Source organism: Caulobacter sp. DWR1-3-2b1 (assembly GCF_049895765.1).
In the GTDB taxonomy this organism is placed as follows: domain Bacteria; phylum Pseudomonadota; class Alphaproteobacteria; order Caulobacterales; family Caulobacteraceae; genus Caulobacter.
The window spans coordinates 1-14,946 of record NZ_JAFCSZ010000007.1 but is presented as its reverse complement, the minus strand read 5'-3'; the positions used below and the strand labels follow the sequence as shown (position 1 = coordinate 14,946).

The window sequence follows — 14,946 nt, the reverse complement described above, 5'->3', positions numbered from 1 at the left end:
TCAGGTCGGAAAGGGCTCCAAAGTGTGACCCAGATCGCGCCGCTGCCGGGCTTTTCCAGTCTCAGCGCCTTTGCCCGCTGGCGGCGCCGATTGGCGCCTAGAACTCTTCCCACTCTTCCTTGACCGCCACGGCGGCCGAGCTGCGGCCCGGACGGACGGCGGTTTGCAGGCGGGGGCGCTGTTGCGGCGCGGCGCGCGGCGCTTCCTGGCCAGCTTCCGAGACCTTGAAACGACCGACGAGGCTGGCCAGTTCGGCAGCCTCGCCCTTCAGGGCGTGGGTGGCTGCGGTGGCCTGCTCGACCATGGCGGCGTTCTGCTGAATGACCTGGTCCATCTGGTTCACGGCCTGATTGACCTCGTGCAGGCCGGTGGACTGCTCGGTGGCCGAGGCGGCGATCTCGTTGACCAGGGTGTCGATCGAGGCGACCTGCTCGACGATGCGACGCAGGGCCTCGCCCGTCTGGCCGACAAGGCTAACCCCCGAACCGACTTGCTGGGTCGACGTCGAGATCAGCACCTTGATCTCCCTGGCGGCGTCGGCGGAGCGTTGGGCGAGCGCTCGGACCTCCTGGGCGACGACCGCGAAGCCGCGACCGGCTTCACCGGCCCGGGCAGCTTCGACGCCGGCGTTCAGGGCCAGCAGGTTGGTCTGGAAGGCGATCTCGTCGATGACGCCGATGATGTTGCCGACCTTCTGCGAGGAGCCCTCGATCTCGGTCATGGCGGCGACGGCCTGGCTGACGATCTCGCCCGAGCGCTGGGCGTCGGTGCGGGCGTTGGCGACCACTTGCGAGGCCTCCTTGGCGCCCGAGGCGGTCTTGCGGACCGTGGCGGTGATCTCGTCGAGGGCGGCGGCGGTCTCTTCCAGGCTGGCGGCCTGTTGCTCGGTGCGGCGCGACAGGTCGTCGGCGGCCCGGGCGATCTCATCGGAGCCGGCGCTGACGCCCTCGGTGGTGACCGAAATGCTCTTCATCGCATCCTGCAGGCGACCGGCGGCGGCGTTGAAGTCGGTCTTCAGCTGGGCGGCCTTGGGCGCGAACGCGACGACGATCCGGTGGGTCAGATCGCCGTTGGCGAGGCGGTCGAGGGCCTCGCCCAGAGCGCCGATGGCGACGGCGTCGGCCTGGGCGTCGGCGGCCTTGTCGGCCTCGCGCTCGGCGCGCTCGCGTTCGGTCTGGGAGCGCTGGCCGGCAGAGTCGCTTTCCAGCCGCTCCTTGGCGATGGCGGCTTCCTTGAAGTGGGTGACGGCGGCGGCCATCTCGCCGATCTCGTCCTTGCGGCCGGCGGCCGGCACTTCGATGGTGTTATCGCCCGAGGCCAGGCGGCGCATGGCGGCGGTCATGGCGGCGACGGGGGTGGCGATGCCGCCCGACAGTATCAGCCCGCCGACAACCGCGATGGCCGCAGTGATCAGGATGCCGATGGCGAGCGTCAGGGTTAAGGCGGCGGACGCCTTCTTCTGGGCGGCGGCCTCGACGGCTATGACGCCCTCGAAATTCTTGACGATGGCGTCGATGGAGTCTTCGACCGGCGCGACGGCCTTGTCGGCGACGCCCTCATTGCGCACCAGCTCGACGGCCTGTTGGCGGGTGGCGGGATCGGCGCCCAGGGTCTTGCCCGGCTCGATGGCCTGCTGGCGGAAGTTGGCGTAGGCGGCCTCGACGGTGGCGATACGGGCCAGATCGTCCTTGTCGCCCTTGGCCAGGGTCTTCAACGTTTCCAGAGCGGCGAGGAACTTGGGCTTGTGAGCCTCTTCCAGGCGCTTGACGTAGTAGTTGTCGCCCGACAGCAGGAAGCCGCGCAGCGAGTTCTCCTGACGGGTCAGGCGGAAAGCGGCGATATCGGCGGCGCGCAGCGACTCGTAGGCGCGCTCGGTGCGCCCCACGGAATGCTCGAAGCTCAGCTTGTTGGCGTACAGCGCCCCACCCATGAGCATGATCGTGGCCAGCATGACGGCAAAGACAGCCACCAGCTTGTGGGGAATTTTCAGATCGCCGAACGACACAGCCGCCCTCCAGGGTTCAGTGGCGGCGCTACAAAACCTTAAATAGCACAGACATTTAAATCTGCGCCTCAAGGCTGTACGCCAACCCTAGCTCTGGCGTGAAATCGGTTTCCGCTGCGTTAACCATGACGTGACGGAATGTCGCGGTTGCACCTTTTCCGGCCCATTTCCAACTAGAGCCCTTTCCGACCTGATGGCTTCATCAGGGTCGGGCGAAAAGGGCTCTAAATCAGAAGTTTAGAGCATTTTTCGATCCGATAACCGTTTCACACTTATCGGAAAATGCTCTAGTGAGCCTCATCCCAGTTGAGCGCAGCCCGGGCCTCCACCGTGAGCGGCACTGAAATGGCGACCGCCGGCTCGGCGGCGCCCTCCATCACCTGGCGAGCAACGGCGCAGGTGGCCTCGGCCTCGGCTTCGGGCGCTTCGAAGACCAGCTCATCGTGCACCTGCAGCAAGACCTTGGCCGACAGCCCGGCCACGACCAGAGCGCCCGGCATGCGGATCATCGCCCGGCGCATGACGTCGGCCGCCGCGCCCTGGATCGGAGCATTGATCGCCGCCCGTTCGGAAAACTGCCGCTGAGCCGCCGACTTGGCGTGGATGTCGGGAATGTTGATCTTTCGGCCGAAGATCGTCGTCACATAGCCGTGTTCGCGGACGAAGGCCTTTGTCTCGTCCATATAGGCCTGGATGCCGGGGAAGCGCTCGAAATAGGTCTTGATATAGGCCCCCGCCTCGCCCTGACCGATGCCCAGCTGGTTGGCGAGGCCAAAGGCCGAGATGCCGTAGACGATGCCGAAATTGATCGCCTTGGCGCGGCGGCGCACGTCCGACGGCATGCCCTCGATCGGCACGCCGAACATTTCCGAGGCCGTCATGGCGTGGATGTCGAGGCCCTCCTGGAAGGCGTTCTTCAACTGCGGGATATCGCCGATATGGGCCAGCAGGCGCAATTCGATCTGGCTGTAGTCGGCGCTGATCAGCACCTTGCCCGGCGCGGCGATGAAGGCCTTGCGGATCTTGCGGCCTTCCTCGGTGCGGATCGGGATATTTTGCAGGTTCGGATCCGATGAGGACAGGCGCCCGGTCGTGGTCGCCGCCAGGGCGTAAGAGGTGTGGATGCGGTTGCCACTGCCCGGCGCGATGGCCGCGATCAGGTTGTCGGTATAGGTGCCCTTCAGCTTGGACAGCTGGCGCCAGTCCAGCAGCACCCGCGGCAGCTCGTGCTCCAGAGCCAGCGACTCCAGCACGTCGCTGTCGGTCGACCACTGGCCGGTGGCGGTCTTCTTGCCGCCCTTCAGGGCCATTTCGCCAAACAGCACGTCGCCGATCTGCTTGGGGCTGCCCAGGTTGAACGGCCGGCCGACCAGGGCCTGCGCCTTGGCCTCGAACTGGGCCATGCGCATCGAGAACTCGTTGGATAGCCGGCGCAGGGTGTCGGGGTCGACCCGGATGCCCTCGTTTTCCATGGCCGCCAGCACCGGCGGCAACGGACGTTCGAGCGTTTCATAGACGGTCAGCAGGCCCTCGCGCGCCAGGCGGGGCTTGAGGACATTATAAAGCCGCAGGGTGACGTCGGCGTCCTCGGCGGCATAGGCCGTGGCTTCGGCCAGTCCCACATGCTTGAAGCTGATCTGGGCCTTGCCCGCGCCCGCCACCTGCTTGAACGGGATCGGCTTGTGGCCCAGATGCAGCTCCGACAGCTCGTCCATGCCGTGGCCATGCAGACCGGCCTCCAGCACATAGCTGATCAGCATGGTGTCTTCGATGGGCCACACGTCGATGCCGTGGCGCGCCAGGACCGCGATGTCGTACTTGGCGTTCTGCGCGATCTTCAGCACAGCCGGGTCTTCCAGCAGCGGCTTCAGGGCAGCCATCGCCTCGTCGAGCGGGATCTGCACCAGGTCGGCGGCCGCCTCCAGGGCCAGGCCGTCCTTCTCGCAGTGGCCGACCGGGATATAGCAGGCCTCGCCGGGATTGATCGCCAGCGACACGCCGCACAGACCGGCGGTGGCCGAGGACAGGGCGTCCGTCTCGGTGTCGAACGCCACGATCCCCTTGGCCGTCGCCCTGGCGATCCAGGCTTGCAAGGTCTCCAGATCCTGGATGCGCACATAGGACGCGTGGTCGATGGTGGCCGGCTCGGCGACGGTAGCTGCCGCCGCGCGGGCGGCGGCGCTGGCATAGGAGACGCTGGCGACCGGCGCGCGGGGCGCAGGACCCGCTCCTCTTTCCCCAGCAGGACGGTCGAGACTACGCGGCGCCGCCGAAGCGTTGCCGTCGCCCACGCGGCGGGCCAGGGAGCGGAATTCCATCAGCTCCAGGAAGTCCTGCAGGACCGCCTTGTCCGGCTCGCGCACGGTCAGGTCGTCGATCGGTTCCGGCAGCGGTGTGTCGCAGTCCAGCTTCACCAGGGCCCGCGACAGGCGGATCTGGTCGGCATATTCGATCAGGGTCTCGCGGCGCTTGGGCTGCTTGATCTCGCCGGCCCGCTCCAGCAGCGTGTCCAGGTCGCCATATTCATTGATCAGCTGGGCGGCGGTCTTGATGCCGATGCCCGGTGCGCCCGGCACATTGTCGACGCTGTCGCCGCACAGGGCCTGAACGTCGACCACCTTTTCCGGATAGACGCCGAACTTCTCGAACACCTGCTCGCGGTCGATGCGCAGGCCCTTCATCGGGTCGAACATTGAGACGCCGTCGCCGACCAGTTGCATCAGGTCCTTGTCGGACGACACGATCACGGTCTCGCCGCCCAGCTCGCGCACCCGGCAGGCATAGGCGGCGATCAGGTCGTCGGCCTCGTAGCCCGGTAGTTCGATGGCGGGCACGCCAAAGGCGAGGGTCGCCTCGCGCACCAGCGGAAACTGCGGGATCAGGTCCTCGGGGGCCGGGGGACGGTGGGCCTTGTACTTGTCATAGAGATCGTTGCGGAAGGTCTTTTCCGAGTGGTCCCAGATCACCGCCAGATGGGTGGGGGCGTCGCCCTGCATGTCGCGCAGCAGCTTCCACAGCATGTTGCAGAAACCCTGCACCGCCCCGACCGGCAGGCCGTCGCTCTTGCGCGTCAGGGGCGGCAGGGCGTGATAGGCGCGGAACAGATAGGCCGAGCCATCCACGAGGAAGAGCCGGATGGCGGGCCCGTCTTGAGTCAGCGAGCCCTGGGTGAGGGTGGAGACGGGAGCGGAATCGGCGGAATCGGCGGGCGCGGCGGTGTCGGTCATGGCCGGAACATAGGCTGGCGGCCGGGCGGCGGGAAGGCTTGGCGAGGGCGCACAACTCAGCCTCCTTCCATCACGGAATCGGTTCAGCTTGCGGGGATGCTGAACTGCCGCAACGTTCTCCCTCGGCGTCTTCGCCACTTCCTCGCGCTCGCGCAGTTGATCATGGCGCTGGGCGGTGCTGCTCTCGTCACAGGCGCAGCCGCGCCAGCAGGAAACCCGAACCCTGTTCCTCCTCTAGCGAAGGTCGGGGAAACAGAACCAGAGCGAGCGTCTCCCCTAGCGGCGCATGATGTTGCGACGCTTGCAGCGACAGTAGACGCAAACCGGATCGCGAAGGCCGGGGTCGCAGCCCAGGTTGAAGCTACGCGTTCGCAGAGCATGCTCGACATCGGGGCGCTAATCCTATCGTTGCTGACAACTCTAGCGGCCGTCGCGGCAGCGACTTTTGCGGCGCTCGCTTGGCGAGAAAACAAACGCAGCGCTAACGTCGCCGAACGTATGCTGACAGGTTACGAACGGCCTTTTCTACTGCTCGAAGTGGTGCAGAGCGGCATTGTCATCGACGGAAGCTCCATCGCCTTTGGCGTGACCAAGTACCAGTTCCGCAATCTCGGTCGTGTGCCAGCCCTGCTTATCCGGCGCCACTTTGAGCTTGAGAGCGGCGATGTAATGCCGGAGCCCATCGACCCACAGAAAGAAGCCGGACAAGCGGTCGTTCACGGCATAGCAGTCGGTGCCAATGCCACCTCTGACCAGATTGACGTGGGAAGCGCACAGCCCCTCGTGTCTGCTTTCAAGCGGTTCCGTCAGAGCGGCCACCGGACAAAGATGGGACGCCCTTCGGTATATTTTCACGGCTTCGTGGAATATCGAGACTTGGCTGGGCGTGTCTGGATCACCGGCTTTTGCTTCGCCCATTCTGATAATGAGATCGGTTTCCAGCTGCTCAGCCTAGCCGAGCGAGACGGTCCAGATCCTTACAACTACGACCGCCAGGTTGGCTAAAGCGCTGGAGCGCTCGCCGCCTCATGCCCGACAAGTGGACGCCCCGCGTCCCGCTCATCCTTGAATCTCCTGGAGGTTGCAGCGTGCTGTCTGGAAAGGTCTGTCAAGGACGGCCCTCTGGGCCGCCGCGGCGCGGCCGGTCGCCGACCGGTGTTAGCGGAGTGACCTTTCCAGACCAGCGATCGTCTCGCCGTGAGATTTAAGGATGGCTCCCTTCGGCGAGAAGGTGTCTTCGACAACTAACAAAGCTTTGTCATCCCGGCCGCAGCGAAGCGGAGAGCCGGGACCGCCGGAAGCGCGGCGTTCAGGCGTCGGTCCCGGATCTTCGCGCTTCGCGCTCGTCCGGGATGACAACCGCTTTTGGTCTTGTGCGGTAGCATGGGCTTCAGTGAGGATTTCGCGCTCTATCCTCTGCAGAGAGCGAATCGAAGTCAGTAAAATCAATGTCTTGGAGATTTCTCGCCCTTCTGTATCCCCCGCTCCGAAACCTGATGGATACTTCTCCCTGTCCCCGTCGCAGGGGGAGGGCGCTTGGTACCGGCCTGATGCGGCGACGGGTGATGAAGCTGAGCGGGGCCGCGACGCCCTGGAAGGCGGGTCGAGGTGTGCGGGCTGTCTCAGAAGGACGGACCGGATGCTGAGTGGCTTGTCGGCCGAGCGAGCGCGGGTTGAAGAGGGCGGGGGTCAGAAGCCGCCTATCGCACATCGTCGGCGTCGAGACGGATAGCCGATCGACGAGATGCGCGCCCGTCCGGGGGTTAATTGGGAATCAGAGCTGAAACTCACGCTCGTGTGCCCCGATCCTCACGGTCAAGAACAGCTTGGCGAAGCGGACAGGTCGAACCGAAACGCACAAAACACATCACGGTCATCCGGGTTCGCCCCGGCCGCTTCGCGCCTCCCCGACTAGCTCAGCGAGTGATCGCGTGAGATCGCGAGCCTGTATCCGCCAAAGATCCTCTCCCCGTGGGAGCGGTGTCGGCGCAGCCGACGGAGAGGGGCTGCCATGAACAGAAGAGACTTCCCCCTCCGGCGCTTCGCGCCACCTCCCCCGACAGGGGGAGGATCTTTCTAAGGCAAGGGCCGAGACTTCCGATGTTCATCAATGGCGACGAACGTGAACACGCCCTCGGTGACCTTGTTGGCCTGCTCGCCGTCGCGACTGCGGCGCCAGGCCTCGACCCCGACCTTCAGGGAGGTGCGGCCCGTATGGACGACCTTGGCGAACAGGCTGACCTCGTCGCCGACGAACACCGGGCTGATGAAGGTCATGCCGTCGATGGCGATGGTCGCGCAGCGGCCGGCGGCGAGGTGGAAGGCGATCGAGGCGGCCGCGAGATCCATCTGCGACAGCAGCCAGCCGCCGAAGATGTCGCCCTCGGGATTGGTGTCGGACGGCATGGCGATGGCGCGGAGCACAGGGGCTTCGCGCGGCCATTGCGCCGCCGCCCAAGCCTCGACCAGGGTTTCGGCGCGGCGCGAGGGAGGAATGGCGCCTTGCACGATCCTAGAGCCCTTTCCGACCTGATGGCTTCATCAAGGGCAGGCGAAAAGGGCTCTAAATCAAAAGTTTAGAGCATTTTTCGATCCGATAACCGTTTCACACTTATCGGAAAATGCTCTAGTGGCCGCCGGCGCCTTCGTAGACGCCGAGCGCGAGTTGCTCGTCCTCGTCATGGCCGGCCACCGTGGTCGCCACGAAGCGGCGGTCGCAATAGGAGCAGTCGACGAAACCGGCTGCGCCCATTTCCAGCCAGACGCGCGGATGGCCCAGGGCGCCGCCGACGCCCTCGCAGGCGATGCGGTGCGAGCGGACCATGACGGTCTCCGGCGCAGGGCCGGGATGGGCCAGGGTGTCCATGGCGGTCGGAACCGTCGCGGGCTCCGTCGTCGCCGATCCGGGCAGGGCGTCGAGAGCGGAGGTGGACTTGGCCTTGCGCGCCATGTTCGAAAAATCCCTGAAGTCTGGACGCGGCCTTGGCGTGGCGGCGATGCAGGCATACCTATGCGACCTGTCGCGCCGTCGTCAATTCAAGCCGCGCGCCTTCCTTGCCCTAACGTCCCGTACGGGACCGACCTGGGGCCTATCGTCCCTTCCGGGACCTGTCTGGACGTTCCATGGACCTTCCCGCCTACGCCATCGAAGCCGAAGGCCTGTTCAAGACCTACGCCGCCACCAAGACCTCGCCGGAAAAGCGCGCCCTCAACGGCATCGACCTGAAGGTGCCGCGCGGCTCGATCTTTGGCCTGCTGGGACCCAACGGGGCCGGCAAGTCGACCTTCATCAACATCCTGGCCGGGCTGACGCGCAAGACCAGCGGCACGGTGCGGATATGGGATCGCGACATCGACCAGCGGCCGCGCGACGCCCGCGCCGCCATCGGGGTGGTGCCGCAGGAACTGGCCACCGACGTCTTCTTCACCCCGCGCGAATCGCTGGACGTCCAGGCCGGCATGTACGGCGTGCCCAAGAGCGAGCGCCGCACCGACGAACTGCTCAATGCGCTTGGTCTTTCCGACAAGGCCAACGCCTATGTCCGCCAGCTGTCGGGCGGCATGAAGCGCCGCCTGATGGTGGCCAAGGCCATGGTCCACCAGCCGCCGGTGCTGATCCTCGACGAGCCGACCGCCGGCGTCGATGTCGAGCTGCGCCGCCAGTTGTGGAGCTATGTGAAGGGCCTCAATGATCTGGGCGTCACCATCGTCCTGACCACTCACTATCTGGAGGAAGCCCAGGAGCTGTGCGACCAGATCGCCATCGTCAATCGCGGCGAGGTGGTGGCCTGCGAACCGACTTCGGTGCTGCTGCGCCGCATGGACAGCCGCAACGTCGTGGTCACGCCGGAAGAGCCGGTGACGGTAGCGCCGGTTTTGGCCGGCTTCGAGACCAAGATCCGGGCCGGCGGCGCGTTCGCGGTCTCGTATCGCACTGGCCAGTCCAGCGTGGAACAGGTGCTGGCGGCCGTCCGCGCCACTGGCCTGCACATCAAGGACATCGCCACCGAAGACCCGGATCTGGAGGACGTGTTCGTATCCCTGACCTATGGCGACCCGAACGCGGCCGATCCGACCAAGGACTGACGCTCGACTCTTGCGTTCTGGAAGCCTTTGGACAAACTCCACCGGTAAAGTCGGGGGTGAGTTGATGAGTTTTCTAGCCAAGTCTTTCTTGGAAAGGCAGTTCGGGCTGCAGGCCCAGGGCACAAACCTGCGCACCGAGGCGCTGGCCGGGTTCACCACCTTCCTGACCATGGCCTATATCGTCATCGTCAATCCGGCGATCCTGGGCCAGGCCGGCATGCCGGTCGCCGCCGTGGCCGCCGCCACCTGCATCTCGGCCGGCATCGGCTGCATCCTGATGGGGCTGATCGCCAACTATCCCATCGCCCTGGCCCCCGGCATGGGGCTGAACGCCTATTTCACCTACACGGTCGTGATTGGCATGGGCGTGCCGTGGCAGACGGCCCTGGGCTGCGTCTTCCTGTCTGGTGTCGCCTTCCTGATCCTCACCGTGGCCGGCATTCGCCAGTTGATCGTCGGCGCCATTCCCCGGCCGCTGTTCTCCGCGATCGCAGCGGGCATCGGCCTGTTCATCGCCTTCATCGGCCTGAAGGAGGCCGGGATAATCGTCGCCCATCCGGCCACGACCGTGGCGCTGGGCGACCTGACCAAGCCCCCCGCCATACTGGCCCTGACCGGCCTGCTGATCATCGGCGCCCTGATGGCCTGGCGCGTTAAGGGCGCGATCCTGATCGGCATCCTGATCGTCGCCGCCGTCGGCTGGTTCATGGGCCTGTCGAAGGTCGCGCCCGGCGGCTACTCGTTCGCCGAGCTGTCGGCCACCGCCTTCCAGCTCGACATTCCCGGCGCCCTGCACCTGAACGGCGCGATGGGGATGGCCCTGGCCGAGATCATCTTCGTCTTCCTGTTCGTCGACCTGTTCGATAATGTCGGCACCCTGGTCGCCGTCACCAAGAAGGCCGGCCTGGTCGAGCCTGACGGCACGATCCCCCGCCTCAACCGCATCCTGACCGCCGACTCGGTGGCGACCATCGCTGGCTCGCTGGCGGGCACCAGCACGGTCGTCAGCTATATCGAGAGCGCCTCGGGCGTACAGGCCGGAGGTCGCACGGGCCTGACGGCGGTGATCGTTGGTCTGCTGTTCCTGGCCACCCTGTTCTTCGCGCCCCTGGTCCAGGCCATTCCGGTAGCGGCCACGGCGCCGGCCCTGATCCTGGTCGGCGCCATGATGATGGGCTCACTGGCCGAGGTGGAATGGGACGATCCCGGCGTCGCGATCCCGGCCTTCCTGACCCTGGTCATCATCCCGCTGACCTTCTCGATCGCCAACGGCCTGGCGTTCGGCATCACCAGCTATGCGGCGCTGAAGCTGGTGCGCGGCCAAGCGCGGCCAAGCGACTGGCTGCTGTACGTGCTGGCCGCTCTGTTCATCGTCCGCCTCATTTATATGGGGGGCGAATAACCCCGTTTGCGCCGGCCCGGCCTTTCGGCTAAGAGGCCATTCCCCGCAAGGCGGATGCACCCGTAGCTCAGCTGGATAGAGTGTCGCCCTCCGAAGGCGAAGGTCACAGGTTCGAATCCTGTCGGGTGCGCCAAGCCTCATAAGGGTTTGGTGGAAACTGACGGACCTAGTCCGTTCTCGCTGTCCGCAGAATGTCCGCGCAACCTGTTCCCTGAGGGTTCTGAGGCGCATCGCGCTGTGTTGCGCAAAGCGCCAACCGGCGAATTGTTGCCCCTTCACGCCCTGTTCGCATCCGGTCGCGCCTTGCGGCTCATGGGCAAGCTGGCCCAGGTGGACGCGATGCTCCTGGTCGCTTGCGAGATCGAGGCCGAACTCTCGCTCAGAGGTGTTCCCGTCGCGGCGGGCGCGGCAGTCGCCGGCCTGCTTGGGCGGTCCGCATGACGGCGGCGTTGGAAGGGGGGTCTGTAGCACCCCCCATGTTGGCCAATCCTGTCCATCGCAGCTGGATTTGAGCGAGTCGGGCGGTTTCGACACCGTCCGACTGCGCATTCCGTGGCACGAGCTTCCGATGCCGCTTGGCGCAATGTTCGTCGGCGTCAGCGCGGATGGGGAGGTCAGCGACAGGGTTGTTGGTCGGTTCTCCCGTCTACGGCTTGAAAGCTGGCGTGGAGGCTGGGCGATAAAACCCAAAAGGGCCGAGGATGGTCAGTGGGTCATTCTGGAGGGTTCTCCGGCCAAAGCAGCGACCGGCCAAAATCTGTACCTTCCGCAATGGGAGGGATTGCTCGGGGGTGTGTGGGCTGGGTTGGAGCCGTTCCTCCGCGAATTGTGGTGCCGGCTAGAGGCTCGGGTCCCTGCGGAGCAATTTGAACGGCTCCTACACGACGCCTTGTCGAAAGCCGTTTTGCAGAGACTTGATCTCACCACTCACGTTCCGACACTGGGGCAAGAGGAGGCGATAGCGCTCCTACGACACGTCGATCAAGCGCGCGGCGGCATCTACTGCAACCGGACGGTCAGGCGGTGGAATCGTGATGGTGAGACCTCGTTGTCGTGTGGCCCGGGCCGGAGATGGGGCGCGGTGCTATACTGTAAGCAAAACGAGATGGTCGTTGTGGGCCACTGCCCCCGGCTTTAGGCAGTTCCGGCGCTGCACGACGAAGCTGAAGGTCTGGTCCGCTTTGAGTATCGGCATCGGAGCGAGATGATGACGCTGGAGGAGCGCGAAATTACGTTCTGGACAGGTGCTCGTATTGTCGAGCAGCGTGCAAAGGACTTCAGCCTCATACATTGGCCTGCGTTACCGCCTGGCTCAACGCCGAGATATCGACGGCATCGAATAGGTCATGATTGTTTCGTGTCGAAAGTTGTTGAGAGACTTGAGCGGCTAGCCAACGATCTCGGCTATCTGCGCTTTTCTGATCTACCCAATATGATCGCCAATTCATTATTCGTAGATTTTCGCGATATTTACGCTGAACAGAGAATAGTATATAGTCTCGAGGATGTCGTCGATTATGAAGATGGAGCGGGAACGATGGGTGTTCTTGAACGACAACGTGATCGAGAAGTACTGGCAATGTGGGAAGCTGGCGTTGATGTGTGGGCCGGCATCCGCGAACTGCTAGGCGTATAGTCAACAACATTCTCAAGGCCACAGGCGTATATATCCGCGCCCGAAAGGCCGGTGAGGGTGTTCACTTCGAAGATTCAATCGCTATTAGCGGTTGGAAGCCAGCGCGCAGCTGGCAAGAACTTCTGGTCGCATGATGGGGAAGATAACCCGCAATCTCCTCATCATGTTCGCGATCTCTTTCGCATGTTCGTCTCTGTCGTTCGCCCTCGGGGAGCTAGACCTGGCGCTGACCGGGATGAAGGATGTCGGGCAGCGCGGCGCTGGAAGTGCTCGCGGTCGCATTCATCTGGCGCGCTGGCCGTGATCGATACCGTCGTTGGAAGATCGATCGTGTTGTATAAATTTATCGTTCGCGTCAGATACAGAGAATTCTGCAGGAACGCAGATCTCTTTCTAGCAATAGCTAGTCAAAGAGACTTGATCGTAATGAGCTACCCCGCGATCCGATATCGTTATCATATCAATGGGAAGGTACAAGAAACTCATTCGTCATTCAGATTCTTTTTAAAGGTGATTGTTAGGTCTACAAAGCCAGAGATTTTGAACGCTCTCATGCCCTTACCGCCTTAGCGCCCTCGCATGGAAGGGATTGCGGTACTTCAGAGCTTCGGGACTATCGTCATCCTGCGGCGCCTGTCCTCCTCAATCCGGGCTTGCTCAAGCGGCTCGATCCACGCCGCTTTCCACGCCGCTTCTCTCCGAGCCGACGAAATGACCGCCACAGGATCGACCAGGAGCATCCGCGCCGTCACCACGCCTGGCTCGGCACCCGACAGCGTCATAGGACGATCGAGACTTTTTCTAACTCGTAGGTCGCGCCCGCATGCCTGGCTGATGGGTAGGCCCTCGGCACCGTATACGTTAAGCAGCGGATCGACGCGCCACGACGCACCTAGCGGTATCTCTTTGAATTTAAGATGGCTTCCCATTTCTCGATTCATTGGCACTGGGAGTTCCTCGCACTTGATGACTGTTTTCGAGGGTCTCTTTCCACCGCGATCTGCGTCGGAATGGTACGCTCCTACGGTCGTTTCGCTACTCGGCCAGACAAAGCCGCGGCCCACCTTGTTCGTCAGGTCGAGCAAAAACCGCACCCCCGTGGGGCGTTCTTCCGCCTTGCCGTACGCGATCTCTCTCCAAACGGACATGGCGCGGGGAGGGCCAGGCGGACCGGAAAAATAGACTTCGATGAAATCGTGATCATCCAAGTACGTCTCGGGAGTGCCTAAAAACGCGCTGACTCGCCGTGTGAAACGCCTGTCAGGCAACGCCGGATATGAGTGCTCATATACGTCCGACTTGTAGCCGGCCGCGTGGAGCGCGGCCCGAACCTCTTCCGGACTCTGGCCTAGCCGAATGCCACGTATGTCAAAAGCGACCAAATCCGCCGCCGGAGGGTCGGCCGAGGCCGCAGGGGATGCCAACAGGGCCGCCACAAGGCCAACGACCTTCGCAATCTCTCTCATCCCACCACCTATAGTAGCGCTTGAGCATACAAGCCTAGCGCTTCTGGTTATGCAAGTGGTGAAGCGCGCCCGCCTTGGTTGGGCGGGCTCTCGCGGCTGGCTCGGCAGCTTCGTCGTGATCTTCGCCGCAGCCAACATAGCAGATTCCGGTGGGGAAGATGCCACCCCTTGGGCGTTTGTCTCTCAAACCAAAACCAACGGTTTTGGAGCGGAAACGCTCCATTGGGATCGAAACTGATCAATTTCGACCGAAAGTACTTTGGAGGCACGCATTGTCATTCTATCTCAGTTTTGTAACTATATATTTGCGAATCCAAATCATAATTCATTATAATCAAAATTATGGAAAACAACGGAAAGGAATCGAAGTTGCACAAGTCTCTAATGTGGAAGTTACTTTAGTCGGTCAGATTGCATATACGCGTGAAGCGCCGTCGCGTGATCCGCGCTGGCCACCCCGCGTTTACTCGGATGTGGTCGTTCCGGCGGCGGACGGGTCGCCGTACCCAACCACCTTCCAGGTGACGAGCAGTAAGATCCTGGGCGAGCGCGGCTCGGTCGTGAACATTCGATGCAAGCTCGTCAGCAAACAATTTCGCCGCACCGTCCAGACCGCCAATGGCCCTCGGGACATGCCCGACCTTCGGCTGTCGTTGCTGGCGATCGAAGAGTGATGCACGATGACGGAGATCGATCCGCAGCTTGTCGGGCGGTTCTTCTTCACTGGGCTCACCTCGCCCGTCATGTTCTTCGTTATCGGAAGCATATGTCGGATCATCCTTCCATTTTGAAAGAGGAATCAAAATGACTCATCTTGTATCTATTGGAAGGCGGCCTTGCGCGATGCCGAAGAGGCCGTCGATCGAGCACAGGCTACTATGTCGGCTCTCCGGACGCAGACGGCGCTAGATGTTTGGTCCCGGACTTTGATGGGTTGGATCGACGTTGAATCTGTCGGGCTCTTTTGTCCAGATTTTGCAGATGTATTCGTATGGGGTCAGGCCGTTGAGGGTCTTCAGACGGCGCGCGAAATTGTAGGCGTCGATGAAGTCGCCGAGGTGGCGGCGGAGATGATCGTGGGTCTCGTAGTGGAACCGCTTGACCGTTGCTTCCTTGATGGTCCG

General features: G+C 63.3%; 13 protein-coding genes and 1 tRNA gene. 8 read left to right on the top strand and 6 right to left on the bottom strand.

Annotated elements, in window-relative coordinates; translation table 11 throughout:
• Positions 1-97 precede the first annotated feature (97 nt).
• On the bottom strand, positions 98-2,005 hold the full coding sequence (locus tag ACP69S_RS08785) for a methyl-accepting chemotaxis protein (RefSeq protein ID WP_425996331.1): 1,908 nt from the start codon (positions 2,003-2,005) through the stop codon (positions 98-100).
• Between the two features lie 287 nt (positions 2,006-2,292).
• Positions 2,293-5,232, bottom strand: a complete 2,940-nt coding sequence (gene polA, locus ACP69S_RS08780; protein WP_425996329.1) for a DNA polymerase I — start codon at positions 5,230-5,232, stop codon at positions 2,293-2,295.
• 378 nt (positions 5,233-5,610) lie between these two features.
• Between polA and ACP69S_RS08775 the strand changes: the two genes are divergently transcribed.
• The gene (locus ACP69S_RS08775; RefSeq protein ID WP_425996327.1) at positions 5,611-6,237 is read left to right on the top strand and encodes a hypothetical protein; all 627 of its coding nucleotides are present in this window, start codon (positions 5,611-5,613) and stop codon (positions 6,235-6,237) included.
• Between the two features lie 1,071 nt (positions 6,238-7,308).
• Here the strand turns inward: ACP69S_RS08775 and ACP69S_RS08770 are convergent.
• Together ACP69S_RS08770 and ACP69S_RS08765 are read right to left on the bottom strand one after the other, a co-directional pair.
• The gene (locus ACP69S_RS08770) at positions 7,309-7,740 is read right to left on the bottom strand and encodes an acyl-CoA thioesterase (RefSeq protein WP_425996326.1); all 432 of its coding nucleotides are present in this window, start codon (positions 7,738-7,740) and stop codon (positions 7,309-7,311) included.
• 118 nt (positions 7,741-7,858) lie between these two features.
• Positions 7,859-8,098 (bottom strand): zinc-finger domain-containing protein, encoded by a 240-nt coding sequence (locus tag ACP69S_RS08765; RefSeq protein ID WP_425996589.1) that lies wholly within the window; start codon positions 8,096-8,098, stop codon positions 7,859-7,861.
• A 257-nt stretch (positions 8,099-8,355) separates the two neighbouring features.
• On the opposite strand from ACP69S_RS08765, the gene ACP69S_RS08760 reads away from it, so the two are divergent.
• From ACP69S_RS08760 to ACP69S_RS08735, 6 genes are all read left to right on the top strand, one after another.
• The gene (locus ACP69S_RS08760) at positions 8,356-9,318 is read left to right on the top strand and encodes an ABC transporter ATP-binding protein (RefSeq protein WP_425996324.1); all 963 of its coding nucleotides are present in this window, start codon (positions 8,356-8,358) and stop codon (positions 9,316-9,318) included.
• An 88-nt stretch (positions 9,319-9,406) separates the two neighbouring features.
• Entirely contained in the window at positions 9,407-10,720 is a 1,314-nt protein-coding gene (locus ACP69S_RS08755; protein ID WP_425996321.1) for an NCS2 family permease, read from the top strand.
• A 56-nt stretch (positions 10,721-10,776) separates the two neighbouring features.
• A tRNA-Arg gene (locus tag ACP69S_RS08750) sits at positions 10,777-10,853 on the top strand.
• 134 nt (positions 10,854-10,987) lie between these two features.
• Positions 10,988-11,161 (top strand): hypothetical protein, encoded by a 174-nt coding sequence (locus ACP69S_RS08745; RefSeq protein ID WP_425996608.1) that lies wholly within the window; start codon positions 10,988-10,990, stop codon positions 11,159-11,161.
• Entirely contained in the window at positions 11,106-11,858 is a 753-nt protein-coding gene (locus ACP69S_RS08740) for a phage/plasmid replication domain-containing protein (RefSeq protein WP_425996319.1), read from the top strand. Before ACP69S_RS08745 ends, ACP69S_RS08740 begins: the two co-directional genes overlap by 56 nt.
• A 69-nt stretch (positions 11,859-11,927) precedes the next feature.
• The gene (locus tag ACP69S_RS08735) at positions 11,928-12,356 is read left to right on the top strand and encodes a hypothetical protein (RefSeq protein WP_425996317.1); all 429 of its coding nucleotides are present in this window, start codon (positions 11,928-11,930) and stop codon (positions 12,354-12,356) included.
• A 599-nt stretch (positions 12,357-12,955) separates the two neighbouring features.
• On the opposite strand, the gene ACP69S_RS08730 is transcribed toward ACP69S_RS08735, so the two are convergent.
• A complete protein-coding gene (locus ACP69S_RS08730) occupies positions 12,956-13,564 on the bottom strand; it encodes a hypothetical protein (protein ID WP_425996315.1) in 609 nt (202 codons plus the stop codon).
• A 530-nt stretch (positions 13,565-14,094) separates the two neighbouring features.
• Here ACP69S_RS08730 and ACP69S_RS08725 point away from each other — a divergent pair.
• A complete protein-coding gene (locus ACP69S_RS08725) occupies positions 14,095-14,496 on the top strand; it encodes a hypothetical protein (protein ID WP_425996313.1) in 402 nt (133 codons plus the stop codon).
• Between the two features lie 231 nt (positions 14,497-14,727).
• Here the strand turns inward: ACP69S_RS08725 and ACP69S_RS08720 are convergent.
• Positions 14,728-14,946, bottom strand: a 219-nt coding sequence (locus tag ACP69S_RS08720; protein WP_425996311.1) for an IS3 family transposase, incomplete at its 5' end; no start/stop codon positions are given.

Excerpts from the sequence above, each read along its gene's own strand:
- polA (WP_425996329.1), bottom strand. The coding sequence starts at position 5,232 with ATGACCGACACCGCCGCGCCCGCCGATTCCGCCGATTCCGCTCCCGTC.
- ACP69S_RS08775 (WP_425996327.1), top strand. The coding sequence starts at position 5,611 with ATGCTCGACATCGGGGCGCTAATCCTATCGTTGCTGACAACTCTAGCG.
- ACP69S_RS08765 (WP_425996589.1), bottom strand. The coding sequence starts at position 8,098 with ATGGACACCCTGGCCCATCCCGGCCCTGCGCCGGAGACCGTCATGGTC.
- ACP69S_RS08760 (WP_425996324.1), top strand. The coding sequence starts at position 8,356 with ATGGACCTTCCCGCCTACGCCATCGAAGCCGAAGGCCTGTTCAAGACC.
- ACP69S_RS08735 (WP_425996317.1), top strand. The coding sequence starts at position 11,928 with ATGACGCTGGAGGAGCGCGAAATTACGTTCTGGACAGGTGCTCGTATT.